Origin of the sequence: Streptomyces sp. NPDC046197, assembly GCF_040646295.1 — a bacterium.
Taxonomy (GTDB): Bacteria; Actinomycetota; Actinomycetes; order Streptomycetales; family Streptomycetaceae; genus Streptomyces.
This window is the reverse complement of record NZ_JBEYZY010000027.1, coordinates 61,000-87,492: the sequence shown is the minus strand read 5'-3', so window position 1 is coordinate 87,492 and position 26,493 is coordinate 61,000. Positions and strand designations below refer to the sequence as shown.

Sequence of the window (26,493 nt, the reverse complement as noted above, 5' to 3'; positions counted from 1 at the left end):
CGCTCCTCACCACACCCTTAGCGCCGTCAAGTTCCATGGTGAGGGCCGCAATTGGCGGCTGGAAGCGGGGTCGATTTTCGGCCAAATCTGCGTTGGAGGGGCAGGCGTGCGCACGCTCCGTACACGATCCGCGCGTCGCGCGGACAACGCACAGTCCGGGAGGCGGAGTTCGCCTCCCGGACCGTTCCGCCGCCCGCGGGGATGGAGGCGGCGGTGTCCCCCAGCCCACTGGATCCAGTACAGCGGGCCGACCCACGCGGACCATGGAACCGCTCCCCCGATGGCCGGAGAAGAGCGCACGGGCGGGCGCACAGCCACACGTCGGGAGCGCGCCGCAACCCTGCGTGCAGGGGCCGTACTTCCGTGCGGGCCACAATCCCGCCATCCGGAACAATGCCTCTTAACGCTTGGGATGCGGCGAACTACGCTGGGTTTACGAATGCCGCATGGTTATGCCAGTGCAGCAGCCGTCTGTGTCGAGGGGTGGCGCATGTCCAGGGAGCAACGCGGGCCGAACGAAAAGCTCGGCGCCGTTCTCGCCCTCGCGGGAATCAGCAACGCAGGGCTCGCGCGACGCGTCAACGACCTCGGCGCCCAACGCGGGTTGACACTTCGCTACGACAAGACCTCGGTGGCGCGCTGGGTGTCCAAGGGAATGGTGCCGCAGGGCGCGGCGCCGCACCTCATCGCGGCCGCCATCGGTCAGAAGCTCGGCCGCCCGGTACCGCTCCACGAGATCGGTCTGGCGGACGCGGACCCCGCACCCGAAGTGGGCCTCGCCTTCCCCCGGGACGTCGGTCAGGCGGTCAGGTCGGCGACGGAGCTGTACCGTCTGGACCTCGCCGGCCGCCGGGCCGGCTCCGGCGGCATCTGGCAGTCACTGGCCGGCTCGTTCGCAGTGAGCGCATACGCAACGCCCGCCTCACGGTGGCTGATATCCCCGGCCGACGGCTCGGTGGCGCGCGAGGCGAACTCCGCGGAGGGCTCCGGCGCACCGATCAAAGTCGGCCACAGCGATGTGCAGAAGCTGCGGGAGGCCGCGGAGGACGCCAGGCGCTGGGACTCCAAGTACGGAGGCGGCGACTGGCGTTCGTCGATGGTGCCCGAGTGCCTGCGGGTGGAGGCGGCGCCGCTGCTGCTCGGCTCGTACTCCGACGAGGTCGGCAGGGCGCTGTTCGGAGCGGCCGCCGAGCTGACCCGCCTGGCCGGCTGGATGGCCTTCGACACCGGCCAGCAGGAGGCCGCCCAGCGCTACTACATCCAGGCGCTGCGCCTGGCCCGCGCGGCCGCCGACGTCCCGCTCGGGGGGTACGTCCTGGCGTCCATGTCCCTCCAGGCGACCTACCGCGGCTTCGGTGACGAGGGCGTCGACCTCGCGCAGGCCGCGGTGGAGCGCAACCGGGGCCTGGCCACGGCCCGCACCATGAGCTTCTTCCGTCTCGTCGAGGCACGCGCGCACGCGCGCGCGGGGGACGCCCAGGCGGCCGGAGCGGCCCTCAAGGCGGCGGAGGGCTGGCTGGAGCGGTCCCGCGAGGGCGACAACGACCCGTCCTGGCTGGGCTTCTACGGCTACGACCGGTTCGCCGCCGACGCCGCCGAGTGCTACCGCGACCTGAAGGCGCCGCGCCAGGTCCGGCGCTTCACCGAACAGGCGCTGTCGAAGCCGACGGAGGAGTTCGTGCGCTCGCACGGTCTCAGGCTGGTCGTCTCGGCCGTCGCCGAACTGGAGTCGGGCAACCTCGACGCGGCGTGCGAGCAGGGCGTACGGGCGGTGGAGGTCGCCGGGCGCATCTCGTCCGCGCGGACCACGGAATACGTCAAGGACCTGCTGCACCGGCTGGAGCCGTACGGCGACGAACCTCGCGTGGTGGAGCTGCGGGAGCGGGCGCGGCCACTGCTGGTCGCTCCCGCGTAGCGCCACACCGCCCCACACCGCCTCACACCCCTTGGGGGCGCGACTCCTGCGCGGGGTTTGAAGGCCTTGTCAGTGGCGCAGTGCACTATCGAAGGCGGGAGGTGGAGCAGGTGCGGCCGGAGATCGCTTACGACTGTGACGTGCTGGTGATCGGGGGCGGGATCGTCGGCCTGTCGACGGCGTACGCGATCACGCGGGCCGCGCCGGGCACGCGCGTGACGGTGCTGGAGAAGGAGCCCGGCCCGGCCCGGCACCAGACGGGACGCAACAGCGGCGTCATCCACAGCGGCATCTACTACCGGCCCGGCTCGCTCAAGGCGCGGTACGCGGTTCGGGGCGCCGCCGAGATGGTCAAGTTCTGCGCGGAGTACGGCATCGCGCACGCCGTCACCGGCAAGCTGATCGTCGCCACCGAGCGGGAGGAGCTGCCCCGCCTGCACGGGCTCGTGCAGCGCGGCCGGGAGAACGGCATTCCGGTCCGGGAACTGGGCGCCGCCCAGATCGCCGAGCACGAGCCCGAGGTGCGCGGAGTGGCCGCGATCCACGTCGGCACGACCGGCGTCTGCGACTTCGTGGGGGTCGCCCGGCAGCTGGCGAACGCGTCGGGAGCGGAGATCCGGTACGGGGCGCGGGTGGTACGGGTGGACCGGCGCCCGGAGCTGGGGGTGGCCGTCCGCACGGCGCGGGGTGACGTCGTGCGCGGGCGGGTGCTGGTCAACTGCGCCGGGCTGTACTGCGACGAGGTGGCCCGGCTGACCGGGGACGAACCCGGGATGCGGATCGTGCCCTTCCGGGGCGAGTACTACGAGCTGGCGCGGCCGGAGCTGGTGCGGGGGCTGGTCTATCCGGTGCCGGACCCGGCGTTTCCGTTCCTCGGGGTGCATCTCACGCGCGGGATCGACGGTGGCGTGCACATCGGGCCCAACGCGGTACCGGCGCTGGCCCGCGAGGGGTACGGCTGGGGAGTCGTCCGGCCCGGGGAGCTGGCGACGACACTGAGCTGGCCGGGCGCGTGGCGGATCGCGCGCCGCCACTGGCGGTACGGGACCGGGGAGCTGCGGCGCTCGGTGTCGAAGGCGGCGTTCACACAGGCGGTACGCAGGCTGCTGCCGGCCGTGACGGCCGACGACCTGGTGCCGGCGGCCGCGGGGGTGCGGGCGCAGGCCGTCCTGCGGGACGGGACGCTGGTGGACGACTTCCTGATCAGGGAGGGTGCGCGGGCGGTACACGTACTGAACGCGCCGAGCCCCGCGGCGACCGCATCACTGCCGATCGGCCGGGAGGTGGCACGCCGGGCGCTGGCCGCGCTCGGCTCCGTGTGACAGCTGCGGCGAGGGAGGTTCGCGTGCTGCATCACCGGTGCGCGACGGCGGTTCACAACGCGCCGAGCCCGCGGCGACCGCATCACTGCCCGTCGGCCGGGAAGTGGCACGACGGCTCGCGGCTGCGCACGCCGTAAAATCGACCCACTGTGTGGAACTCCCTGAACACCCCCGAAGCCCCGCAGCCCGCCCCCGGCGGGCAGCCCCGCCACGCCCCCGGTGTGTCCGTCCGGCACACCCGGAGCAAGGGCGAGCCGCGCTTTCCCGACGGGCCCAGGGCCGATCCGGCCGGGTCGCACTTCGAACGGCGGATCCGCAGCTTCCAGCCGCGACGGAGCCGGGTGACGGCGGGGCAGGCGGACGCGTTGCAGCGGCTGTGGTCCCAGTGGGGACTGGACATCGACGGACAGCGGGTGATCGACCTCGCCGAGCTGTTCGGCAACCCGAACCCCGTCGTGCTGGAGATCGGGTTCGGCATGGGCGAGGCCACCGCGCTGATGGCGGCCGCGGACCCGGGCACCAACATCCTCGCCGTCGACGTGCACACCCCGGGCCAGGGCAATCTGCTGGGCCTCGCCGACCGCAACGGGCTCGGCAACATCCGGGTCGGCAACGGCGACGCCATCATCCTGCTGCGCGAGATGCTCCGCCCCGACGCCCTGGACGGGCTGCGCGTCTACTTCCCCGACCCCTGGCCCAAGAAGCGGCACCACAAGCGGCGGCTGATCCAGCCGGAGTTCCTGACGCTGGCCGCATCCCGGCTCCGGCCCGGGGCGGTCGTGCACTGCGCGACCGACTGGGAGCCGTACGCCGAACAGATGCTCGACGTACTGACGGCGCACCCGGACTTCGAGAACACGCAGCCCGACGGCGGGTTCGCGCCCCGGCCCGACTTCCGGCCGCTGACCCGTTTCGAGGGCCAGGGACTGGAGAAGGGTCATGTGGTGAACGATCTGCTCTTCCGCCGCGTACAGCACGAAGACCAGCACCAGGAGCGACCGTCGGACCAGCCCCCCACCGAGCGCCCCGACAGCAACTGACGCGCCCCGTCGCCCGAGGCCCCGTCGCGGGCGGCGCCCTCCCTCGTTAGGGTCAATGCCGTGGCCACCCCTCCCCCGTACCCGACCCACCCCAGCGGACCTGCCGGCGGCCGGCCGCGGCACGCGCACTGGTGGCAGCGCAGATGGGTCCGTTACGGCGCGCTGAGCACCCTGCTCGCGCTCTCCGGGCTGGTCATCCTGGCCATCGTCCGCGAACAGACCGGCACCGAGGGCTTCCTGGTGGGGCTGGGACTGGCCGTCCTGCCCGTACCGCTGCTCATAGCCGCCTTCCGGTGGCTGGACCGGGTCGAGCCCGGCCCCTGGCGGAACATGCTGTTCGCCTTCGCCTGGGGCGCCTGCGCGGCGGCGCTGATAGCGATCGTCGCCAACAGCTTCGCGACGAAATGGATAGCGACGGCCACCGCCGACCCCTCCAGTGCCGACACCCTCGGCGCGACGGTGATAGCCCCGATCGTGGAGGAGTCCGCGAAGGCCGCCGCCGTTTTACTGATCTTCCTCTTCCGCAGGCGTGACTTCACCGGCATCGTCGACGGTGTCGTCATAGCCGGCGTGACCGCCACCGGCTTCGCGTTCACCGAGAACATCCTCTACCTGGGCACCGCCTTCGGCACCGACCAGCTCAACGGTGACGGGGGCATCGCCTCCGTCACCGCGGCCACCTTCTTCGTGCGCATCGTCATGTCGCCGTTCGCGCACCCGCTGTTCACCGTCCTCACCGGCATCGGCTTCGGCATCGCCGCGCTCTCCGGCGACCGCCAGCACCTGCGCCGCGTGCTGCTGCCGCCGTCCGGCCTGCTGCTCGCGATGGGCATGCACGCGACCTGGAACGGCTCGTCCTCGTTCGGCGAGTACGGCTTCTTCGCCGTCTACGCGGCCTTCATGCTCCCCGCGTTCGGGCTGCTCACCTGGCTGGTCATCTGGACCCGGCAGCGGGAGCTGCGGACCGTCCGCGAGGAGCTGCCCGCCTACGCCGCCGCCGGGTGGCTGGCGCCGTCCGAGCCGTTCGCCCTCGGTTCCATGCGGGCCCGCCGGCTCGCCCGGGACCACGCCCGCCACCACGCCGGGAAGGCGGCGGCACGGGCGGTCGCCCAGTACGAGGCGTACGCGACCTCCCTGGCCTTCCTGCGGCACCGGGGGCGCCGGGGACGGGCCGGCGCCGACTTCGTCGTACGGGAACAGGAGCTGCTGCACGAACTGTGGCGGCGACGGGAGGTGGCGCGGCCCGCGCTGGACCACGCGGCGCGGATGACGGCCCGGCCCGTGCCGGTGGCCGCGCCGCCGTGGCCGGTGTACGGGGCGTACGGCGCGTACGGGCAGCCGCCGGGCTCCGGCCACGGGGTGTACGGGGCGCAGGGGCAGGCCCCGGGCCAGGCGCCGTACGGGGCGGCGGTGCCGTATCCCGCGTACAACCCCTACCGGACCCAGCCATAGGGGTTCCGCACCGGGGAAAGAGCTGAAGCAGCCGAAGCAGCCGAGAACAGCTGAACACGGCTGAACACGGCTGAAACTGCTGCCAGGAGACGACTACGCCGACGCCTCCGTCAGCTTCCGGAGCTCCTCGTCCGTCAGGCGCAGGTCCGCCACCGCCACCAGCGCCGGGAGCTGTTCCACCGTGCGGGCCGAGGCGATCGGGGCCACCACCGTCGGCTGCGCGGCGAGCCAGGCCAGGGCCACCGTGGCGACCTCGGCGTCATGAGCCCGGGCGACCTCGTCGAGGGCCGCGAGGACCTTCTGGCCCCGCTCGGTCCGCAGGTGCTTGGCGGCGCCCCCGGCCCGCGCGCTGTCCACCGTCGCACCCGGCCGGTACTTGCCGGTCAGGAAGCCGGAGGCCAGGGCGAAGTACGGCACGGCGGCCAGGCCCGCGCGCTCGGCGAGGTGCTGCAGCTCGCCCTCGTAGGTGTCCCGCGAGACCAGGTTGTAGTGCGGCTCGAGCGCCACGTACCGGGCGAGACCCTCGCGCTCGGAGAAGTCCAGGGATGCCCGCAGCCGCTCGGCGGAGATGTTGGAGGCGGCGATGTGCCGGACCTTGCCGGCCCTCACCAGCTCGTCCAGCGCGCCGATGATCTCCTCCACCGGCACTTCGGGCTTGTCGAAGTGGGTGTAGTAGAGGTCGATGTAGTCGGTGTCCAGGCGCCTGAGGGAGGCGTCGGCCGCGGCCTTGATGTTGGCGGCGCTCAGGCCCGGGTACGCCGGGTGCTGGCTGACCTTGGTCGCGACGACGACGTCGGAGCGGTTCCCGCGCGCCTTGAGCCATTTGCCGATGAGCGTCTCGGACTCGCCGCCCTCGTTCCCCTCGATCCAGGCCGAGTAGGAGTCCGCGGTGTCGACGAAGTTGCCGCCGGCGGCCGCGTACGCGTCCAGGACGGCGAAGGACTGCGCCTCGTCCGCGGTCCAGCCGAAGACGTTGCCGCCGAGCGCGAGCGGGAAGACTTCGAGGTCGGACGAGCCCAGCTTGCGTGGAGAAGTCATGTCCAGCATCAACCCGCTGAACGGAGTGACTCATTCCACACCGGCCGCAAAGGATGCGCAAACACCTGACCGGCAGCCCTGACGTCGGGGGGACGCCGCCAGAACCGCCGGGGAACAGGGGAGGTGGATGTCAGGGATTGAGGCCCTTGCCGCGCAGCCACGTCATCGGGTCGATCGCGGTGGCCTGACCGCCGGGGTGGACCTCCAGGTGCACGTGCGGCCCGGTGACGTTGCCGGTGGCGCCGACCCGGCCGATGACCTCGCCGGTGCTCACCTTCTGGCCGACCGTGACGTTGATCGACGACTGGTGGCAGAACCACAGCTCGGTGCCGTCGTCGAGGGTGAGCACCGTGCGGTAGCCGTAGGCGCCGGCCCAGCCGGCCTGGGTGACGGTGCCGCTGTGGATCGCCTTGATCAGGGTGCCCGTGGGCGCGGCGAAGTCGAGGCCGGTGTGGTAGCCGGAGGACCACATGGAACCGGGCTGCCCGAAGGTCCCGGTGATGGTGTACGAGGAGGTCGGCAGCACGTACTGCTTGGCCAGTTCGGCCAGGCGCGCGGCCTCGGCCTTCTGCTTGGCCTCCTCCTCCGCCTTCTGCTTGGCGGCCGCGGCCTTCGCCCCGGCCTCCTTCTTCGCCTGGGCGGCGGCCTCTTCGGCCTGCTTGGCGGCGGCGGTCTCCGCGGCTGCCTCGGCCTTGCTCTCGACCTGGGTCTGCTGCTGGTCGACCTGCGCCATGATGCGGTTGCGCAGCGCCTCGCCCGCGCCGACGGCGCCCTCGGCGCTGCCGGTGGAGGTCACGCCGGCGGTGCTGAGCGCGGTCGCGGAACCCTTGGGAGCGTGGGGGGAGTCGTCGAACAGGGAGCCCACGGAGGGCAGGTCGGGCAGGGAGATGGACACCGGCGGTTTGCCGGTGTTGGCGCTGGCCATGCCGCCCGCGCCGACGGCGGCTATGACGCCGACGCCGAGGACGGTGGAACTGCGGGCGAGCCCGCCGCCGCGCTGCTTGGTGACGCGGTGCCGACCGCGTACGGGACGGATGGACTCCGCGGTGGGGTTCCACTCCTCCCACGGGCCCTCGTCGGTGTGGGAGGTGCCGTAACCGAGGGTCTCGGTGCGCCGGGTCGGCACGAACGGAGCTGGAGAGGCAGACCGGTTGGACGCCACGCGGGCGTACTCCTTTCCTTCCGTCTCGCCTACCGGGTTAGCTGACGGGTTCGGAGCAGGAAGGTCTCCTACGCGCGTAAACCAGCCGTGCCGCCACGGCGGTTGACGCTCGACTCACCCCACGGTGGTGGTTCCCCGGTTCCCTGACGGGATTCGGCGCGTGCGCACGGAGCCGCCTCTTGTGACGGCTGGGACGACCGCGCTGCGTTATCGAACGTTAATAGACCCGGACCCCTGATTCCAAGCCGTTCGTCTTGATCGTTAAACCTTCTCGCCCCGGACGTTCGGGCCAGGGGTGACGAAAGCCGGGCGAGTTGACCCGACCTCAGCGGTTCCACCGTTTCTGACGGTACGTCAGTTTTTATGCGGAACGGGACCGGTCGCTCACCTCGCGTGACAATGGTCAAGGCCGCCGGACGGCGAGCAGCGCCATGTCGTCCGTCATCCCGCCCCCGGAATGCCGGCGCACCTCCGACGCGAGGGTGGTGAGCAGGGTGTCCGGGTCGCGGAAGGTCCGGCCCGCGAGCTGCCGTTCGGGGTCGTAGAACCGGCCGTGTCCGTCACGTGCCTCGGACAGGCCGTCGGTGTGGAAGAGGAGCGTGGCTCCGGCGGGGAAGTCGGTCTCCTCGGCGCGGTCGGGCCAGACGCCCAGATCGCCCATGCCGAGCGGCAGCGCCGGGTCGGCGGCCAGCAGCGTGCGCAGGGTGCCGTCCGCGTACAGCAGCAGCGGCGGCGGATGGCCGCGGTTGACGATCCGCACCACCTTGGCGTCGTGCGGGATCTCGGCGAGCACGGCGGTGGTGAACCCCTCGATGGCGTCGATCCCGTTTCCGCGGGTGCCTTCACGGGCCAGCGCCCGCTCCAGCCGCTGCGCCACCGCCTCCAGCGTCGCCTCCTGCTCGGCGGACTCGCGGAAGGCACCGATGACGACGGCCACGGCCGCCACCGCCCCCATGCCCTTGCCGCGCACGTCGCCCACGACGAGCCGCACGCCGTAGGGGCTGTCCTGCACCGCGTACAGGTCGCCGCCGATGAACGCGTCCGCCTGCGCCGCCTCGTAGCGGGCCGCGATCTCCAGGCCCCCGATCCGGTCAGCGGGTTCGGGCAGCACGGCGTACTGGGCCGCCTCGGCGATCTCGCGGGCGGAGGCCAGCCGCTCCTGGCTGCGGCGGACGAGGATGTTGACGATCACGGCGAGGACCGCGACCGTCGCCACGGTGACCAGCTCGGTGACCGACTCGGCACGGAGGACGGCGCCCCGCCCGAGGCGCAGCCCGAGCACGACCGCGACGGCCGCGACACCCGTGAGCAGGGTGACCCGCCGGGACAGCAGCGGGGCGGCGACCAGGGGCGCGGCCGTGAAGAGCGGGGCCGCGGTGAAGGTCGACGGGGTCAGGCAGTCGTGGCAGGTGCCGGCGACGAGCAGCAGCAGCGGAAGCACCCGGACGAACGCGCGCGCGCCCGAGATGCGCCGCCGCTCGCCGCCCTCGCCCGGCGGGAGAGAGGCGGGACCGGGCCCCGGCACGGGCAGGGGCGCGGAATCGCCGGGCGGCCGACCGCCGCCCCGGCCGGGGGAGCCGAGGCGGTCACCGCGGCCTGGACGCCCCTGCCGATCGAGGTCGTCGTCCAGGGACTTGAGGTCGTACGGCCCCTCGTCCTCCACCTCACCAGGCCGCACCACTCGTCTCCCGCCACGCATGTCCATGTCGATCTCGTCCGCCCGTCCAGGTTTCCCGGACCGGGTGCGGCGGGCGAGCCGGTGTGGGCCGACCGGAGGACACGGTGTGATGAGGAACACGTGGCAAGCCGCGGGCGGACGCCGTGGAGCGCTGGGACTGCACTCGGGGAAACACCCGGGGAAAGACTCAGGGCCGGAATCCGTTGATTGGATTCCGGCCCTGAGTTTCAGTAGCGGGGACAGGATTTGAACCTGCGACCTCTGGGTTATGAGCCCAGCGAGCTACCGAGCTGCTCCACCCCGCGTCGGTGAAACCAGTGTACGCCATCCGCCGGACAGGATGCGCACGCATTTACGTCCACCTCGCTTCATCAGCGGTTTTCAGTCGGCGGGCGGTCGGCGGGCGGTCCCCGTGCGGTCTGCTCTCGCTCGGCGGGGCGGATCCGCTCAGCCGAGCAGATGGCGGTTCGGCGCCTTGGCCTGCTCCTCGAACTCCGGGAGCACGACGACCTCCGCGCCTGCGGCCTGAAGTACGCCGGTCCCGTCGGCGCCCTCGACGAACGTGTCCGGTTCCCGCCAGGCCGTCACCACCCGGCGCACCCCCGCGTCGAGGATCAACCGGGCGCAGGGGCGGGGCCGGGAGGCCCGCCGCGCGCACGGCTCCAGGCTGCTGTACACCGTGGCACCGGCCAGCCGCGGATCCGCCGGGTCCACCTTCGCGAGCGCCGCCTCCTCCGCGTGCACGACCTGGTCCCCGGCCTCCCGCGAGTACCCCCGCGCGAGCTCCGTCCCGTCGGCGGCCACCACCACCGCCCCCACGCTGAACGCGGTGCCCGAGGGCGGGCACTGCGCCGCCAGCTCGCACGCCAGCCGCAGCCAGTGCCGGTCCGCCGGCCGGGCGAGGTGTCCGGTCCCGGGGGCCGTCGGTTCGTAGCGCATGAGGACGACGTCGCCGATGGCCCGGGTCTCCACCAGCCGCAGCCGCGCGCCCTGGTAGGCGCCCGGCCCGAACAGCCGCGGCGCCTTCGGGTCCCCCACGAACAGCGGGGCGAGAACCAGGTGCAGTTCGTCCGCGAGCTCCTGCTGGAGCAGTTGGGTGTGGATGGTGCCGCCGCCCTCGACCATGAGCCGGTGCACCCCCCGCTCGTCGTGCAGGTGTTCCAGCAGCAGCCGCCAGTCGACCTCGGGTCCGAGCGGCACGACGTCGGCCGCGATGCCCGAGCGGCGCAGCCGGTCCGCGCCCCGGTCGGTCGTGTAGACGACCTTCTCGCCGCCGGTGTGCCAGAACTGCGCGTCCGGGTCCAGCTCGCCGGAGACGCTCACCGTCACCTTCAGGGGGTACTCCGGCTTCCCGGCGGCGGTCCTGGCGGCCCGCCGTTCGGCCGAGTTCACCAGCAGCCGCGGATTGTCGGCGCGGATGGTGCCGGCGCCGACCAGGATCGCGTCGACGGACGCCCGCACCTCGTCCACCCGGTCGAAGTCGGCGGGGCTGGAGAGCAGCAGCCGCTCGGGGCCGGTGTCGTCCAGGTAGCCGTCGAGGGAGACGGCGGCGGACAGCAGGACGTACGGACGGGACATCGACGCACTCTTTCTTGGCGACTTTTCGGCCGTGCTCGGCGGCTTTCGGTTGCTTTCTGCTGCGGACACGCTTGGTTCAAGTTTTAAGCAAACCTACACTGGCGGCATGACGACCCGCTGGCTCACCCCCGACGAGCAGCGCGCCTGGCGCGCGTACATCGCCGCCACCCTCCTGCTGGAGGACGCGGTCGACCGGCAGCTCCAGCAGGAGGCCGGCATGCCACACATGTACTACTCCATCCTGTCGGTGCTCTCCGAGACGCCGGAGCGCCAGCTGCGGATGACCGACCTCGCCGAGCGGCTGAAGATCACCCGCAGCCGGCTGACCTACGCGGTCCAGCGCCTGGAGAAGGACGGTCTGGTACGGCGCGAGGGCTGCCCGACGGACAAGCGGGGCAGCACCGCGGTCCTGACCGACGAGGGCATGGCGGTCCTGGAGCGCGCGGCACCCGGCCATGTCGAGGCGGTCCGCACCCACCTCTTCGACCATCTCGACGCGCACCAGGTGGCACAGCTGGAGGAGATCTTCACAGGCGTGGCGGAGGCGCTCCAGGGCGACGAGACCAGGAGCACCCCGGAGGACGTGCCGTGGCGCCGCCGGTCGCCCAAATCCTGCTCGTGACCGGCCGGGCGATGCCAGCCGGCCGAAAAGTGTTGCTTCAAAATTCAAGCATGGAGTAGGCTCACCATCCGAAGTTCTGCTTCAAATCTGAAGCAGAACTGAAGCAGATGGCCCCGGACCCGGAGACCCCGTATGCCTGACTTCCCCGCCGCCACGCCGCGCTCCCGCGTCCGGGTACCGCTGCGCTTCCAGGACGGGTACGGCGTCGACGCCGAACTGGTCACCTTCCACGGCCTGGCCGACGGCCAGGAACACCTGGCGGTCGTCCTCGGCGAGCCCGGCCCCGCCGTCCCGTTGGTGCGCCTGCACTCCGAGTGCCTGACGGGGGACGTCTTCGGTTCCGCCCGCTGCGACTGCGGGCCGCAGCTGCGCGAGGCGGTGGAGCGCATCGCCGACCGCGGCGGCGTCCTGCTCTACCTCCGCCAGGAGGGGCGCGGCATCGGCCTCTACAACAAGCTCGACGCCTACGCCCTCCAGGACCGCGGCCTGGACACCTACGAGGCGAACGCCGCCCTCGGCCTGCCCGAGGACGCCCGCGACTACACGGCGGCCGCCCAGATGCTCCAGGCGCTGGGCATCGGCTCCGCGGACCTGCTCTCCAACAACCCCGACAAGGCAGGGCAGCTCCGCGCCCTCGGCATCGACGTCCGCGACCGCGTCCCGACCGGCGTCTTCACGACGGCCCACAACGTCCGCTATCTCCGCGCCAAGGTCCTCCAGACCCAGCACACCCTCCCCCTCGGCGAACTGGGCCTCTCCGAACTGAACGCGGGCTGACCGAGATCCCGCATCACAGAACGACCCGTCACCGCGCCGCGCACGTTTTCCACCGGTGACTTCTGGTCAAGGTGGCCAGTGGAGAACGGCCGTGCCGCGTGGGGGAGTTCGGAAGTGAGCCCCGCATCCGGCCCGTCCGTCCGCCACTCTGCCGCCCGGCTGGACACGCGGGCGGCAGAGCGGCGGTCTCCGGCGTCGTCAGGAACCCGGCGGAGGAGTTCGCACGGCGCGTACCGCGGCGCCGACGCCCGCCGCACTCCGTCCAAGACCCTCCATGGGCCGGGCCCGTCGGCTCGTGCTCGTGCGCGCGGTCGGACGGGCGAATCGCGGCGCGGGACACGAGCGCCGCGGCCCGTCGCTTCACGGAAGGAATTTCACCTCCGGGAAGGCCGCACTCGGACCGTCCAGCAGGGGCTCCCGGTGGTGCCGCAGATGCAGGTCGAAGAACGCGAGCGGGTACGCCTGCTGGATCCGCACCGCCCGGGCCGGATCGAGGGTGCCGATCCAGCCCTGCAGCTCCTCGTCGCTCATCCCGACGGCCTGTGCCAGCTGTGGGATCAAGAACTGGACGTCGCAGTACGACGAGTGAACCGCGCCCTCCGCCTGGACGTTGAGCCGCCATCCCCGCAGGTGCGACCAGAACTCGGCGACGCTCGGCTGCGTGGCCCGGGGGAACTCGGCGGACATCAGCATGAACGGCCGGTCCAGGTCGGTGGTGACCGTCGGCTGCATCGGGCCGTCGACGCTCAGCCCGGCCCGGACGCGCTGGTCCTCGCTCATGACGAGAGCGGTCGCCGTCCCGCCTTTCGACCAGCCGAACAGGCCGATGCGCCGCGGATCGAGGGCGCCGGGCAGGCCGGCCGGCAGCGGCCGGTGTCCGGCGTCGGGGTTGCGCCCGGCCGCGAGATCCTCGACGCGGTCGAGCACGAACCGGATGTCGGTGGCGAAGTCCCGCGGTGTCAGGGCAGGTCGGTCGAGCGGGACCGTGAGCCGGCCGTCGGGGAACACGCTGAACGCGTCGTACGTGTGGTCCACCGTGACGACCGCATACCCGTGGCTGGCAAGCTCCTGCACCACGATGGTGGTGTCCGCCCGGTGATCGTGCGCACCGTGCGAGAACACGACGACGGGCAGCCGTCGGCCCGTTCGCCGAACCGGCGCGCCCTCGTGGCCGGCCGTGAGCGGCGCCACCGCGACATCGGCCGGCCAGCCCGCCGACGTGAGGAGTGCCCGCGTCACGGCGGGGGATGTCCAGCGGGCCGGCGGATACCGTTCGATGCCCCGGGCGGGGTACCAGACGGCGGCCATCAACTCGCGGTGGTGCCCGGGGCCGGCCACGGGGTCCGGACGTGAAGTGTCGACGAGGTGCAGGGGCACCGTGCCCACCGGGTACGGTCCGGTGGGCACGGGCAGGGTGAGCCGCACCGGATCCGGTCCGGTCGAGGCCGCCCACGCCTGGCGTGCGGCGCCGATCGGCACGGTGACCCCGACCGCCAGCGCGGCTCCGAACATGCGACGGCGTGTCATTCCTTCTCGGTTCATGAACGGTGTGGTCGTCACGGACCCTCCCTGGGTTTCTGGGCAGCACTGGGCTACGCCCGGCGGTTGGGCCGTCGGCCCGGGCCGGGTGGTGTTCCGGTCTTGATCAGCTCAGCGGCTCGGTGGCACACGGCCTTCATGTGGCGCGGACATGAGGTGGGCGAGCACGGCCAGCACGCGGCGGTTGTCGTCGTCGGAGGGGACGAGCTCCAGCTTGGTGAAGATGCTGGTGCTGTGCTTGGACACGGCCTTCTCGCTGATGAAGAGCCGGTTCGCGATGGCGCTGTTGGAGCGTCCCTCGGCCATGAGCTCGAGCACCTGACGTTCCCGCTCGGTAAGCCTGGCGAGAGGCCCGCGTTTGCCACGGCTGCGGCGGCCGAGCAGCTTGGTGACCACTTCGGGGTCCATGACCGTGCCGCCCGCGGCGACCGTACGGATCACGTCGATGAACTGGTCGTCGCTGAACACCCGGTCCTTGAGCAGGTAGCCGACCCCTCCGGCCTGGTCGGCGAGCAGTTCCTGGGCGTATATCTGCTCGACGTACTGCGAGAGCAGCAGGATCGGCAGCCCGGGTATCCGTTCCCGGGCGGACAGCGCCGCACGGAGCCCGTCGTCGGTGTGGGTGGGCGGCAGCCTGATGTCCACGATCGCGAGGTCCGGCCGGAACTCCAGCAGCGCGCCGAGCAGGCCCGGCGCGCTGTCGGTGGCCGCCACGATCTCGAACCCACGTGCCTTGAGGAGCCTGACCAGCCCCTCCCGGAGCAGGAAGAGATCCTCCGCGACGACTACGCGCACGGCACCTCCATGACCACGATCGTCGGCCCCCCGGGCGGGCTGCTGACCGCCAGGATGCCGTCGAAGGCCGCCAGCCGTCGCTCCACCCCGGCCAGCCCGGTGCCCCGGGCGGGATCCGCGCCGCCCACCCCGTCGTCGACCACCTCGATGCGCAGCAGCCCGTCCGTACGGGCCATACGGATCTCGACGCCGTGCGCCGAGGCGTGCCGGACGGCGTTGGTGACCACCTCGGCGACGGCGAAGTAGCAGGCCGACTCCAGCGGGGCGGCGAGCCGCTCGGGCAGATCGATCTCGGTCTCGCACAACAGGGGCAGGTCCAGCGCGAGCGCCCGGACCGCCTCGCCCAGGCCCCGGTCGGCCAGCATCGGCGGGTGCATCCCCCTGACCAGGCCGCGAAGTTCCTCCAGTGCCGCCGCCGAGGCGAGGCGGGCCTCCACGACCAGTGCGGCGGCCTCGTGCGGATCGTTGTGGATCATCTCCTCGGCGACCCTGAGGTTCATGCCGATGGTGACCAGCCGTCCCTGTGCGCCGTCGTGCAGGTCCCGCTCGATCCTGCGCAGCTCCGCGGCCGCGGAGCCGACCGCCTCGGCCCGCGTCTCGGTCAGCTCCCGCACCCGCCGGCTCAACGCCGGATCCGGCTCCCGCCCCAACAGCCGCCTGAGATCCGGCAGTACGGTCAGTGCCAGCAGCCAGAGCCCGAAGGCCAGCACCACTGCCCCCTGGATGCCGCCGAGGACCGACGCATGGTGTGCCAGCCCCGTGGAGAGGGACGGCGCCGGCCCACGCGGGGAGCCGACCTTGTGCTGCACCACCGCGTACTGCCCGAACCCGCTCTTGACGACGTCGTACGCCCCGATCCCGACCAGTCCCAGGGCCGCCAGGTCCGCTGCCGCCCTCGGCCACCGCATGAGCCCGGCCACGACGACCACCAGCAGCACGAGCCCCACCAGATGACCCGCCACTGACGGCCCGATCCCGGTGCCCGGGGTCGCGGACTGCCACAGATGGAGGCCGAACAGGTCACCGGTCATCACCACGACGGCGGGCAGCAGCAGGGCCCAGCGCGCTGACCCGGGCGCGTCGGCTCCGGCCAGACACGCGGGTCTGCCGGTCGCCGGCCGGAGCAGAGCCGCACCGGCGAGGGCGGCGATCACCGGGACGCTCGTACAGCCCACCAGGACGTTCAGCGGTGTCCGGCCCGAGGACGCAGCGGAATGCGTGAGCCAGTACGTCCCTTCCAGCAGTTCGCCGGTGACCGCCGCGACCACGGGCAGCACCCACCGCCTGGGTGCGGGCGCCGAGGTGAGCAGCGCGGTGGCCAGCAGGCCGGCCATCAGCAGTGCCGCCGGGAGCAGGCCGCCGGGCTCCAGATCCGGCAAGGTGACGACATACCCGGGCAATGCGGCGGAGGTGTTGTGCAGGTCGGTCAGCAGGGCCGGCACACTGCCGTACGCGGCCGTACCCACCAGTCCCGCCACGACCGGCCACCCGATCCGCCCGGCCGACAGTGCGGTACGCGCCGGCCGGGCCCGCGCCTGCTCCGCTCTGAAGGCCAGCACGGCACAGACCGCGGTCAGCACCGCAAGCACGCTCACCGGCAAGGGCGTCACGCCCACCGGAAACGGCCACATGTCCGTCCCCCCGTCTCGTCATCCATGCCACACGCCGTGGCCTGGAGATCATGCTGCTGCGAGGGGGCCGGCAAGCACCATGGGCCGATACCTACTTCTGAGGTAGGCAAACACCTACCCCGGCCGAGAGGCGGCTTGCCCGAGCCCGCTCCCCGAGTTGGGCCCTGAAATCGCCGAGAAGGCGGCGAAGCAGATCCCCGGTCCCGCTCGACAGCCGAACAGGCAGTCGAGCCGGCCAAGTGCCGGCTCAGGCCGATGCCGCCGGAATCCCGAACCCGGCCAGCAGATCCCGCACTCGCCGTTCGATCTCGTCCCGGATCGGCCGCACGGCAGCGACACCCTGCCCCGCCGGATCATCGAGCTGCCAGTCCAGGTACCGCTTGCCCGGGAAGACGGGGCAGGTGTCCCCGCAGCCCATCGTGATCACCACGTCGGAGGACTGTACGGCCTCGGTGGTGAGGATCTTCGGCGTTTCGGCGGAGATGTCGATGCCGGACTCCTTCATGGCCTCCACCACCGCCGGGTTGACGGCGTCGGCAGGCGCGGACCCGGCCGAGCGCACCTCGACGGCGTCCCCGGCGAGGTGAGTGAGGAAGGCGGCGCCCATCTGGGAGCGGCCGGCGTTGTGGACGCAGACGAACAGCACGGAGGGGCGCGGGGCGGCAGTGCTCATGGCGGGGTGTCCTTGCGGGCGGAGTGAGGTCAGGAGGAGGCGAGTTCGGGCTCGCCGCGCGGGACGACGACGTCGTCTGCCGTGCGAGCGGGACGCCCGTCCACCACCGCCACGGCGCCCGGCCCGAGCGCGGTGCCCGCCGACTGGGCCGTCGCCTCGGCGGCGACACGGCGGCCGAGGGACGCGGTCACGCGGTCACCCCGGCGGTCTGCGGCGTGGCCAGGAAGGCGGCGAGCTTGTACAGGACGCCGGGCAGCACCCAGTAGTACACCCACGTCCCCCGGCGCTCGCAGTCGATCAGGCCGGCCTGCCGCAGCAGCTTGAGGTGGTGGGAGATCGTCGGCTGGGACAGGTCGAAGGCCGGCGTCATCTCGCACACGCAGACCTCGCCGCCCTCGCGCGAGGCGATCATCGACAGCAGCCGCAGCCGGACCGGATCGCCCAGCGCCTTGAAAACCTTCGCCAGCTCCATGGCGCGTTCCTCGTCCAGCGGCGCACTGGCCAGGCCCTGGCAGCAGGTGGCGTCCTGGTCGGCCACCTCAAGCTCTTGCTTCGACATGCCTCTATGTTGACGTTTTTCGATTCAGTGCGCAAGGTTGCATCAACGAACGTCAATACAAGCCGTTCCAGGGCACCGCCATGCCCCGTCACCAGGAGTGAAGTCATGAGCGAGCAGTCCACCGACCTGCGCGAAACCGTCCGCGAGCGCTATGCCGCCGCGGCCGTCGAGGTCACCGAAGGCGGCACCGCCTGTTGCGGGCCCCAGCCCGTCGAGGTCGACGAGAACTTCGGCTCCACCCGCTACGCCGCCGACGAACGCGACGTGCTGCCCGCCGAAGCAGTCGCCGCCTCCCTCGGCTGCGGCAACCCCACCGCCGTCGCCGAACTCCGTGAAGGGGAACGCGTCCTCGACCTCGGCTGCGGCGGCGGCATCGACGTCCTGCTCTCCGCCCGCCGCGTCGGCCCGACCGGCAAGACATACGGACTGGACATGACCGAGGAGATGCTGGCGCTGGCGCTGGCGAACGCCGAGAAGGCAGGCGCCAGGAACGTCGAGTTCCTGAAGGGCACCATCGAGGCCGTCCCCCTCCCGGCGAACACCATCGACGTCGTCGTCTCCAACTGCGTGATCAACCTGTCCGTCGACAAACCCGCCGTCTTCGCAGAGACCTTCCGGGTCCTCCGGCCCGGCGGCCGTATCGGCGTCTCGGACGTCGTCGCCGACGACGCGCTCACCCCCGAACAGCGCACCGAACGCGGTGACTACGTCGGCTGCATCGCCGGCGCCCTGTCTTTCTCCGAGTATCGGGCGGGTCTGGAGGGCGCCGGGTTCACGGACGTCGAGATCACCTCGACGCACCTCGTCGCGGACGGCATGCACTCCGCGATCGTCAGCGCCACCAAGCCCACCACTTCCGATGCGACCTACGAGGTGAGGAACTCGGAGGAGGCCTGCTGCGGCGTCAACGCCTGCTGCACTCCGTCCGAAACCTCAGCCGACCCCGCCCTGACCGTCACGGAAGCCAAGAGCGCGTCGGGCTGCGGCTGCCAGAGCTGAAGACATCCGCCCGCGCATCGCTCACACCCGGGCCCGGAAACGAGACAGCGCCTGAGCCGGCCGATGCCGACTCAGGCGCTGCGTGGCAGGTCAGAGGGGTCAACCCCCGCCTACAGCCCGTAGGCCCTGTGGGACTCGAACCCACAACCAATGGATTAAAAGTCCACTGCTCTGCCAATTGAGCTAAGGGCCCAGGCGATGTTGCCTCCCCGAGCATAGCCGCAGGAGGCCGTGTCTCCGATCGGGTATCGGTGAGCCGGGCCGGAAGAGCGCCGTACGGGTCCCGCGCGTGCGCCGTGCGGGCGCCGTCCCGCGGGGTGACCGGCGCCGCGTGGGTGGCCCGTCGGTCAGGGGTCGGCCGGTTCGGGGGTGCTTGTGCGGGCGGCCTCTCGGGCGAGGGTGCGTTCGTGGTCGGGGTTGAGGAACCAGTGGCGGGCCGAGGCCCTCCACCAGGTCGCGGCGAAGCCGAGGACGACCAGGACGGCGACCGGGGCGTAGTTGAAGGTCTCCCAGGTGATCGGCGAGACCTGCGGGAGCATGAAGAGGACGGTGATCACGCCGACCCAGGCCACCGAGACCACTCCGATCACCCGCGACCAGCGGCCCAGGTGCCACGGCCCGCGTTCGAAGGCCTCGCCCCTGCGCACCCGGAGCAGGGTCGGGACGACGTAGGCGATGTAGAGACCGATGACCGCGATCGACGTGACCGCCGCGTAGGCCGTGACATTGATCAGGTAGGGCAGGCCCAGGACGAGCGCGCCCAGCGCCGCCAGCCACACCGCCGCCACCGGTGTGCGCGTACGCGGGCTGACCGTGTGCCACACGTGTGAGTACGGCAACGCGCCGTCGCGCGAAAAGGCGTAGATCATGCGGCTGTTGGCCGTCACCGACGCCATCCCGCAGAACAGCTGCGCCCCGATCACCACGAGCAGCAGCAGCTTGCCGGCGGTCGCGCCGAGGGCGTCCAGCAGGATCTGGGCGGGCGGCGCACCGGTCGGGGAGGCGAGCTCCTTGTCGTAGGACTGGATGGCGAAGGTGAAGCCCAGGAGGAGGACGAACCCGGCTATCCAGGACGTCCAGATGGAGCGGACGATGCCCTTCGGGCCGGCCGTGGAGGCGTCGTGGGTCTCCTCCGTCATGTGGGCGGAGGCGTCGTAGCCGGTGAAGGTGTACTGGGCCATCAGCAGGCCGAGCAGGACGACGTAGACACCGCTGCCCCAGCCCGTGTTGTTCACGAACCTCGTGAACACGAAGGACGCCGACCGGTGGTGGTCCGGTACGAAGGCCAGCGCGCCGACGATCACACCGACGCCCAGTACGTGCCACCACACGCTGACGCTGTTGAGCAGGGCGACGATGCGGACGCCGAACGTGTTCAGCAGGCCGTGCAGGAGCAGGATCGCCGCGAAGAGCAGGACCGTGCGGCCGGGCGTGACCTCGAAGTCGAACTGGAGGTTCAGATACGCCCCGAGGAAGGACGCGGCGCCGAAGTCGATGCCCGCCGTCACCGCCACCTGGCCCAGCACGTTGAACCAGCCCGTGAACCAGGCCCAGGCGGCGGCGGACTTCGGCGGTGCCAGCCGGTGGGCCCAGAAGTACAGGCCCGCGGAGGTCGGGTACGCCGAGCAGATTTCGGCCATCGACAACCCGACGAACAGCGTCATCAGGCCCACCGCCACCCAGCCCCAGGTGATCACGGCGGGGCCGCCGGTGTTCATCCCGAAGAGGTAGAGCGTCAGACAACCGGAGAGGACCGAGATGATGGTGAAGGAGACCGCGTAGTTGGAGAACGCCGACATCCGGCGGGCGAGAACCTGTGTGTATCCGAGCTGGGCCAGCCGCTCTTCGTCCGACAGCCCTGTCGCTCTGGCGTCATCTGTCATGTCCCCAGCGATTCCCTCGCCGAGGGCGTGACATGCACCACACGGTAGGTGCTATGGCCAAAAATTGCCCCTGCCCGGTCCTTCAGCGGCCCGCCTGGATGTGCGCTCGGGCGTACACGGCAGAGCGCCGTGGCCCCGGGCGGGGTCACGGCGCTCTCTGCTCACCGGTCGGCGTCAGCCGCGGTCGGCGTCAGCCGTTGCGCTTCCAGCGCGGCTTGTCGTCGCGGCGGCCGAAGGAACCGCCGCCGCGGTGGTCGTCACGGCGGCCGTAGGGACGCTCGTGGCCACCGGAGCGGAAGCCGGGGCGGTCGCCCTGGCGGTCGCGGTTGAACGGGCGGTCGCTGCCACGGTGCCCGCCGCGCTCGTCGCGGTGCGCGGGGCGGTCGTCCCGGCGGAAGCCGCCACGGTCGTCGCGGCGGTCGAAGGAGCGGGGCGCCCGGTCGCGGTCCCGCTCGAACGGACGGCCACCACGGTCGTCCCGGCGGAAGCCACCGCGGTCACCACGGTCACCACGGTCAGCGCGCTCAGCACGGTCAGGGCGGTCGCCCCGGTCGTCACGGCGGAAGCCGCGGTCGTGGTCACGGCGCTCGAAGCCGCGGTCGCGGTCACGGTCGAAGGAACGGCCACCACGGTCGTCCCGGCGGAAGCCACCGCGGTCACCGCGCTCGCCGCGGTCACCCCGGTCGTCACGGCGGTCGAAGCCGCGCTCACGGTCACGGTCGCGGTCACGGTTGAAGCCGCCACGGTCGTCGCGCCGCTCGAAGGAACGGCCACCACGGTCACGGTCGAAGGAACGCTCGCGGTCGAACGTGCGCCCGCCCCGCTCGTCCCGCCGCTCCCGGCGCTCGTACGACGACGGGGCCGCCGTACGCTCCTCGCGCTCGGCCCGCTCGGCGCGGTCGACGTCCTCGGCCGCCGGCTGCTCCGGCACCAGGACCCCGGCCACCTCCACGGCCGCCGCCTGGGCCTGGACCACCGCCGCCTCGGGGTCCTCGCCCCGCTCGCGGGCGGCCCTGGCGACCAGCCGGTCCGCCTCCTCGCGCAGCTCGACGGCACGCCGCTGCGCCCGCTCCAGCTGCTTGGTGAGGTGGGCGACCTCGCGCTCGGCCTGCTGCGCGGCGTTGCCCGCGGACTCGGCCTGCACCTCGGTCATCGACCGGGCGCCGGTGATCTCGGCGACCTCGGGGTCGAAGGCCGCGCCGCCCTGGATGATGTGGCGCGAGGCGTCGACGCCGGCGTCCTCCATCAGGCGGAAGATCTGGCGCCGCTGGTGCGGCAGCGAGAGGGACACGACCGTGCCCGTACGGCCCGCGCGGGCGGTACGGCCGGCCCGGTGCAGGTAGTCCTTGTGGTCGCCGGCCGGGTCGACGTTGAGCACCAGGTCGATGCCGTCGACGTGGATGCCGCGGGCCGCCACGTCGGTGGCGACCAGGACGTTGACGTACCCGTCCTTGAAGTCGGCCAGGGTCCGTGTGCGGGCGCCCTGGGTCATGCCACCGTGCAGCGCGTCGGCCTTCGCGCCGGCGTCGCGCAGCTGCTCGGCGACGCGGTCGGCGCCCAGCTGGGTGCGCACGAAGATGATGGTGCGGCCCTTGCGGGAGGCGATGGCCGCGGTGACCGGCGCCTTGTCCTTGGGCTTCACGATCAGGATGTGGTGGGACATGGTCGTCACCGCACCCTGCGCCGCGTCGACCTCGTGGCTGACCGGGTCGCTGAGGTAGCGGTCGACGAGGGTCTGGATCTCGTTCTCCATCGTCGCGGAGAACAGCATCCGCTGACCGCCCGCCGGAACCTGGTCGAGCAGCTCGGTGACCTCGGGCAGGAAGCCCAGGTCGGACATCTGGTCGGCCTCGTCGAGGACGGCGATCCGCACGTCCTCCAGGGAGCAGGCGCCGCGGTTGATGATGTCGCGCAGGCGGCCGGGGGTGGCGACCAGGACGTCCACGCCCCTTTCCAGGGCGTAGATCTGGTTGCCCATCGAGGTGCCGCCGCAGACGACCTTCATCTTCAGGCCCAGGACGTCGCCGTAGGGCTGCAGCGCGTCGGCGACCTGCATCGCCAGCTCGCGGGTGGGGGTGAGGATCACGGCGCGCGGCCGCTTCTTCTCGGTGTGGCCGCCGGCCAGCGTGGCCAGGGTCGGCAGACCGAAGGAGAGGGTCTTGCCGGAGCCGGTGCGGCCCCGGCCGAGGATGTCCTTTCCGACCAGGGCGTCCGGGATGGTCGCGGCCTGGATCGGGAAGGGGACCGTCACACCGTTCTGCGCGAGCTTGCGGACGACGCCCTCGGGGAGGCCGAGGTCCGCGAACGTGAGCTGGGGAGCCTCGTCCTGGAGCTCGGCGTTGTCCTGGGGCTCGGTGTTCTCGGGCAGGACAGCGTGATCGGTACTGGCAATGGACATGCGAATGCGAAACCTTCCGGAGTCTCGTCGGCACGCGCCCGTCAACTCCGTGATTCGCATAACGACCGCCTCGATGCGGTCCGCCACGGCAAGGGAGAGTACGCGCCATACGGCGCGCTCTGCGTGGGCGCCGGGCAAATGGGATCAAACGATCTACTACCATACGCACTCCCGGGCCCACAAGGCAAACCGGGCCCATATGCGCAGGTCATCCACGCCTCGTCGGCTACACCGGTGCCCCCGCCCGTGGCGCCGGCTCCCGCTGCACCAGTTGCGTCCCCGCGTTCTCGTGCGCCGACGACGAGGGCTCGGCAGCCGTGGGGTCGGGCGAGGCCGGCGGCGGTGCCGACGAGGCCGGAGGCGGCTCCGGCGGCGCGGACGTGCGCGGCGGATCCGGCTGGACCGGGGTCGGAGTCGGCTGCCCCGCCTTCGGCGGCACCGCCCGCTTGCCCGGCTCCGTCGCGGACGCGCTCCCCGAGGCGGACGGCGAGGCCGACGCGGACGGCGACCGATCGGCCTTGCCCCTGGCCCCGTGCCCGTGCTTGCCGTCGCCCCCACCCTCGCCGTACCCCACGCGGCCGCCCGACCACGCCGGGCCTCCGTCCTGGGCCTCGCCGGCCCGGCGGCCCGCGGAGTGCGACGGCCTGGCCCCGCCGCCGGAGTCTTCGGCCACGCTCATGCAGCCCGCGGCAGCGGCGACGGCGACGACCGTGGCGGCGAGACGGACGGGTACGTACAAGGGACGCACGGGAAGCCACCTCCGGGGTGGATGAAGGAGTCGACGTGTCCAACTCCCCTCGCCCGCGAGAAGACACGCCACCGCCACCGACAGCCGTGGCGCTCCGCCTGCGGGCGACGCCCCTCCCAGCCGCCTGCGGGCGACGCCCCTCCCAGCCGTGACCGGGCCTCAGCCCTGGCCTCAGCCGTAACCGAGGGCGTGCAGCCGGGCGTCGTCGATGCCGAAGTGGTGGGCGATCTCGTGCACCACGGTCACCTCCGTCTCCGCGACGACGTCCTCACGCGTCTCGCACATCCGCAGCGTGGGCCCGCGGTAGATCGTGATCCGGTCGGGCAGCACGCCCGCGTACCACTCGCCCCGGTCCGTCAGCGGGGTGCCCTCGTACAGCCCGAGCAGCTCGGGATCGTCGAGCGGCGGTTCGTCCTCGACGAACACCGCGACGTTGTCCATCAGCCGCATCAGCTCCGGCGGAATCCGGTCGAGCGCCTCGGCGACCAGTTCCTCGAACTCCTCGCGCGTCATCTCCAGCACAGAGCCATTGTCCGGTACGTCACCCGTGGAGCAGAGGCGTGAACCGTCCCCGTCCGAAGCCTCCCGCGAGCCGCCCGATGTCCCACGGGCGCCCCGTGCCGCCCGCAGCCACGCATATGGGGCTACGCACTTGGGCATACGCGACCAATGGCCCGCGTCCCCGTCGCAGACCTGATCCGCATGCACCGCCTGCCCGGCGTCCCGGGGCGGGCGGCCCTCGTCCTCGCCCGGTGGCGCCACCCCTCGGACCGTGCCCTCGCCCGGCGGCGCCGCCCGCCGGCCCGCGCCCGGCAACCGTCCCTCTCTCCGGCCCCGCAGCCGCGGCCCTGGCTCAGCGCCTTCGGCCTGGTGGCCGTCGTACTCGTCGGCGCCTGGCTGGGCCTGCTGATCGTCGGCGACGTACGGGTCCCCGTCGGACCCATGAACACCACGATGACGCTGCGCCCGTCCCTGAGCGGCGGCACGAAGATCAACGTCTCTCCGCTGGGCGCGCTGGAGCTGAACAGCCATGTCGCGCCCGTCCGTCTGGACGTCAACGTCGACCAGCTGGACCCGGTCCGTTCGCAGGCCCTGGTCGACCACCCGGAGCGCATCTCCGGCCTGCAGGACGAGGTGGTGCAGGACGTCGAGCACGGCACCTTCGACCTGGCCGTGCGCTCCTGCGTGGCCGTGGTGGCCGGCGCGACGGCCCTCGGCCTGGCGGTCTACCGGCGCCCGCGCCGCGCGCTCGCGGCCGGCGGTCTGGCGCTGGCCCTCCTCGCCGCCTCGGGAGCGACGGCGTACGCGACCTGGAATCCCAAGTCGGTCCTGGAGCCCAAGTTCTCGGGACTGCTGTCCTCCGCGCCGTCCCTGGTCGGCAACGCGCGCAGCATCGTCACGGAATTCGACGTGTACCAGAAGGAGTTGGCCCGCCTGGTGACGAACGTGACGAAGCTCTACGACGTCACGTCCACGCTCCCGGCCTACTCGCCGGACCCGACCACGATCCGGGTCCTGCACGTCTCCGACATCCACCTGAACCCGGCGAGCTGGAAGATCATCGACTCGCTGGTGGAGCAGTACAAGGTGAACGTGATCGTCGACTCCGGCGACACCATGGACCACGGCACGGCGGCGGAGAACGGCTTCCTGGACCCGATCAAGGACCTCGGCGTCCCCTACGTCTGGGTCCGCGGCAACCACGACTCGACGGTCACCCAGGCCTATCTCAAGCGCATGAAGAACGTGCACGTCCTGGACGACGGCAGTGCGGAGACGATCGCGGGCCTGCGCTTCGCCGGCATCGGCGACCCCCAGTTCACCCCGGACCGCTCCGTCGCGCCCGGCGGCGACGCGGCCGAGCAGCTGGCCGGCGCCCGGCTGGCGTCGGCGCTGCGCGACCAGCGGGCCAAGGGCACACCGGTCGACGTCGCCATCGCCCACGAGCCGTCGGCGGCCCGCGGGACGGACGGTGAGGTGCCGCTGGTTCTGTGCGGCCATCTGCACCACGAGGGAACGGAGATCCTGAAGTACGGCACCCGGCTGCGCATGGAGGGCTCGACGGGCGGCAGCGGCCTAAGGGCGGTCGAGCACCAGTACCCCGCCCCGATCGAGGCGTCGATCCTCTACTTCGACCGGGACAACCACCGCCTCCAGGCCTGGGACGAGATCAAACTGGGCGGACTGGGCCAGACGACGGCCGAGGTCAGCCGCCACCTGCCGGAAGAGAACCGGCCGGGGGCCACGCCCAGCCCCTCGGCCCCCTCGCCCTCTTCGCCGTCGAGCCCGTAAACCGTTTTGGCGATAGCCCTCGCCATCCCATATGCTTCTCACGTCCCCGACGCGCTGAGAAGCGCCCAGGCGGGCCGATAGCCCTCATCGTCTAGCGGCCTAGGACGCCGCCCTTTCAAGGCGGTAGCACGGGTTCGAATCCCGTTGGGGGCACGCAGTACGGTGTGCGACACTTACGTTCGCCGGTTCGCACACACCACATGGTCCTGTGGAGCAGTTTGGAGTGCTCGCCACCCTGTCAAGGTGGAGGCCGCGGGTTCAAATCCCGTCAGGACCGCTGAGGTTTCACGTGAAACCTCGTGGCTGGGTAGCTCAGTTGGTACGAGCGTCCGCCTGAAAAGCGGAAGGTCGCCGGTTCGACCCCGGCCCCAGCCACCACTGCCCCTCAAGGG

Annotated in this window: 22 protein-coding genes, 5 tRNA genes and 1 riboswitch; of the genes, 11 read left to right on the top strand and 16 right to left on the bottom strand. The window is 71.9% G+C overall.

Going from position 1 to position 26,493, the window contains the following annotated elements; all coding sequences use genetic code 11:
* Window positions 1–490: 490 nt before the first annotated feature.
* The 4 genes from AB0A61_RS30420 to AB0A61_RS30405 all read left to right on the top strand — a co-directional run bounded on the left by AB0A61_RS30420 (window position 491) and on the right by AB0A61_RS30405 (window position 5,729).
* Window positions 491–1,915 (top strand): MFS transporter, encoded by a 1,425-nt coding sequence (locus AB0A61_RS30420; RefSeq protein WP_361299208.1) that lies wholly within the window; start codon window positions 491–493, stop codon window positions 1,913–1,915.
* 80 nt (window positions 1,916–1,995) lie between these two features.
* Complete coding sequence (gene lhgO / locus AB0A61_RS30415) at window positions 1,996–3,237, top strand: L-2-hydroxyglutarate oxidase (RefSeq protein ID WP_361299205.1); 1,242 nt, start codon at window positions 1,996–1,998, stop codon at window positions 3,235–3,237.
* Between the two features lie 149 nt (window positions 3,238–3,386).
* Window positions 3,387–4,277: a tRNA (guanosine(46)-N7)-methyltransferase TrmB gene (gene trmB / locus AB0A61_RS30410; RefSeq protein WP_361299202.1), complete on the top strand. Its 891-nt coding sequence runs from the start codon at window positions 3,387–3,389 to the stop codon at window positions 4,275–4,277.
* A gap of 60 nt (window positions 4,278–4,337) precedes the next feature.
* Window positions 4,338–5,729 (top strand): PrsW family intramembrane metalloprotease, encoded by a 1,392-nt coding sequence (locus AB0A61_RS30405; protein ID WP_361299199.1) that lies wholly within the window; start codon window positions 4,338–4,340, stop codon window positions 5,727–5,729.
* Between the two features lie 93 nt (window positions 5,730–5,822).
* Here the strand turns inward: AB0A61_RS30405 and AB0A61_RS30400 are convergent, their stop codons facing one another.
* The 5 genes from AB0A61_RS30400 to AB0A61_RS30380 all read right to left on the bottom strand — a co-directional run bounded on the left by AB0A61_RS30400 (window position 5,823) and on the right by AB0A61_RS30380 (window position 11,185).
* Window positions 5,823–6,767: an aldo/keto reductase gene (locus AB0A61_RS30400; protein WP_361299196.1), complete on the bottom strand. Its 945-nt coding sequence runs from the start codon at window positions 6,765–6,767 to the stop codon at window positions 5,823–5,825.
* Window positions 6,768–6,897: 130 nt separating this feature from the next.
* Window positions 6,898–7,929 carry a M23 family metallopeptidase gene (locus AB0A61_RS30395; RefSeq protein WP_361299193.1) on the bottom strand — a complete coding sequence of 344 codons (1,032 nt, stop codon included), beginning with the start codon at window positions 7,927–7,929 and terminating at the stop codon, window positions 6,898–6,900.
* An 11-nt stretch (window positions 7,930–7,940) separates the two neighbouring features.
* Window positions 7,941–8,098: riboswitch (cyclic di-AMP (ydaO/yuaA leader) on the bottom strand.
* Between the two features lie 234 nt (window positions 8,099–8,332).
* Window positions 8,333–9,460 carry a PP2C family protein-serine/threonine phosphatase gene (locus tag AB0A61_RS30390; RefSeq protein WP_361299253.1) on the bottom strand — a complete coding sequence of 376 codons (1,128 nt, stop codon included), beginning with the start codon at window positions 9,458–9,460 and terminating at the stop codon, window positions 8,333–8,335.
* 378 nt (window positions 9,461–9,838) lie between these two features.
* A tRNA-Met gene (locus AB0A61_RS30385) sits at window positions 9,839–9,912 on the bottom strand.
* Between the two features lie 142 nt (window positions 9,913–10,054).
* Entirely contained in the window at window positions 10,055–11,185 is a 1,131-nt protein-coding gene (locus tag AB0A61_RS30380) for a dihydrofolate reductase family protein (protein ID WP_361299190.1), read from the bottom strand.
* A 106-nt stretch (window positions 11,186–11,291) separates the two neighbouring features.
* On the opposite strand from AB0A61_RS30380, the gene AB0A61_RS30375 reads away from it, so the two are divergent.
* Both AB0A61_RS30375 and ribA read left to right on the top strand, forming a co-directional pair.
* Window positions 11,292–11,807 carry a MarR family transcriptional regulator gene (locus tag AB0A61_RS30375; RefSeq protein WP_361299187.1) on the top strand — a complete coding sequence of 172 codons (516 nt, stop codon included), beginning with the start codon at window positions 11,292–11,294 and terminating at the stop codon, window positions 11,805–11,807.
* A gap of 132 nt (window positions 11,808–11,939) precedes the next feature.
* A complete protein-coding gene (gene ribA / locus AB0A61_RS30370) occupies window positions 11,940–12,584 on the top strand; it encodes a GTP cyclohydrolase II (RefSeq protein WP_361299184.1) in 645 nt (214 codons plus the stop codon).
* 360 nt (window positions 12,585–12,944) lie between these two features.
* Here ribA and AB0A61_RS30365 read toward each other — a convergent pair whose 3' ends face one another.
* From AB0A61_RS30365 to AB0A61_RS30340, 6 genes are all read right to left on the bottom strand, one after another.
* A complete protein-coding gene (locus AB0A61_RS30365) occupies window positions 12,945–14,096 on the bottom strand; it encodes an acetylhydrolase (protein WP_361299181.1) in 1,152 nt (383 codons plus the stop codon).
* A gap of 138 nt (window positions 14,097–14,234) precedes the next feature.
* A complete protein-coding gene (locus AB0A61_RS30360) occupies window positions 14,235–14,918 on the bottom strand; it encodes a response regulator transcription factor (protein ID WP_361299178.1) in 684 nt (227 codons plus the stop codon).
* Window positions 14,909–16,513: a histidine kinase gene (locus AB0A61_RS30355; RefSeq protein WP_361299175.1), complete on the bottom strand. Its 1,605-nt coding sequence runs from the start codon at window positions 16,511–16,513 to the stop codon at window positions 14,909–14,911. Before AB0A61_RS30355 ends, AB0A61_RS30360 begins: the two co-directional genes overlap by 10 nt.
* A gap of 283 nt (window positions 16,514–16,796) precedes the next feature.
* Window positions 16,797–17,222: an arsenate reductase ArsC gene (locus tag AB0A61_RS30350; RefSeq protein ID WP_361299172.1), complete on the bottom strand. Its 426-nt coding sequence runs from the start codon at window positions 17,220–17,222 to the stop codon at window positions 16,797–16,799.
* Between the two features lie 29 nt (window positions 17,223–17,251).
* Complete coding sequence (locus tag AB0A61_RS30345; RefSeq protein WP_361299169.1) at window positions 17,252–17,413, bottom strand: hypothetical protein; 162 nt, start codon at window positions 17,411–17,413, stop codon at window positions 17,252–17,254.
* Window positions 17,410–17,781: a metalloregulator ArsR/SmtB family transcription factor gene (locus AB0A61_RS30340; RefSeq protein WP_361299166.1), complete on the bottom strand. Its 372-nt coding sequence runs from the start codon at window positions 17,779–17,781 to the stop codon at window positions 17,410–17,412. The genes AB0A61_RS30345 and AB0A61_RS30340 overlap by 4 nt, the downstream gene beginning before the upstream one ends.
* Before the next feature lie 105 nt (window positions 17,782–17,886).
* On the opposite strand from AB0A61_RS30340, the gene arsM reads away from it, so the two are divergent.
* Entirely contained in the window at window positions 17,887–18,780 is an 894-nt protein-coding gene (gene arsM / locus AB0A61_RS30335; protein WP_361299163.1) for an arsenite methyltransferase, read from the top strand.
* A gap of 120 nt (window positions 18,781–18,900) precedes the next feature.
* Here the strand turns inward: arsM and AB0A61_RS30330 are convergent.
* The 5 genes from AB0A61_RS30330 to AB0A61_RS30310 all read right to left on the bottom strand — a co-directional run bounded on the left by AB0A61_RS30330 (window position 18,901) and on the right by AB0A61_RS30310 (window position 24,331).
* Window positions 18,901–18,973 (bottom strand) — tRNA-Lys (locus AB0A61_RS30330).
* Between the two features lie 154 nt (window positions 18,974–19,127).
* Window positions 19,128–20,663 carry an amino acid permease gene (locus AB0A61_RS30325; protein WP_361299160.1) on the bottom strand — a complete coding sequence of 512 codons (1,536 nt, stop codon included), beginning with the start codon at window positions 20,661–20,663 and terminating at the stop codon, window positions 19,128–19,130.
* A 190-nt stretch (window positions 20,664–20,853) separates the two neighbouring features.
* Window positions 20,854–23,061, bottom strand: coding sequence for a DEAD/DEAH box helicase (locus AB0A61_RS30320; RefSeq protein WP_361299157.1), 2,208 nt, complete (start codon window positions 23,059–23,061; stop codon window positions 20,854–20,856).
* A 226-nt stretch (window positions 23,062–23,287) separates the two neighbouring features.
* Window positions 23,288–23,809, bottom strand: coding sequence for a hypothetical protein (locus tag AB0A61_RS30315; protein WP_361299154.1), 522 nt, complete (start codon window positions 23,807–23,809; stop codon window positions 23,288–23,290).
* A 171-nt stretch (window positions 23,810–23,980) separates the two neighbouring features.
* On the bottom strand, window positions 23,981–24,331 hold the full coding sequence (locus tag AB0A61_RS30310; RefSeq protein WP_361299151.1) for a metallopeptidase family protein: 351 nt from the start codon (window positions 24,329–24,331) through the stop codon (window positions 23,981–23,983).
* Window positions 24,332–24,478: 147 nt separating this feature from the next.
* Here AB0A61_RS30310 and AB0A61_RS30305 point away from each other — a divergent pair, with 147 nt between their 5' ends.
* The 4 genes from AB0A61_RS30305 to AB0A61_RS30290 all read left to right on the top strand — a co-directional run bounded on the left by AB0A61_RS30305 (window position 24,479) and on the right by AB0A61_RS30290 (window position 26,479).
* Window positions 24,479–26,101, top strand: coding sequence for a metallophosphoesterase (locus tag AB0A61_RS30305; protein ID WP_361299148.1), 1,623 nt, complete (start codon window positions 24,479–24,481; stop codon window positions 26,099–26,101).
* Window positions 26,102–26,181: 80 nt separating this feature from the next.
* Window positions 26,182–26,254: transfer RNA gene (locus tag AB0A61_RS30300), tRNA-Glu, on the top strand.
* A gap of 49 nt (window positions 26,255–26,303) precedes the next feature.
* Window positions 26,304–26,378, top strand: a tRNA-Asp gene (locus tag AB0A61_RS30295).
* A 24-nt stretch (window positions 26,379–26,402) separates the two neighbouring features.
* Window positions 26,403–26,479, top strand: a tRNA-Phe gene (locus AB0A61_RS30290).
* Window positions 26,480–26,493: the final 14 nt, after the last annotated feature.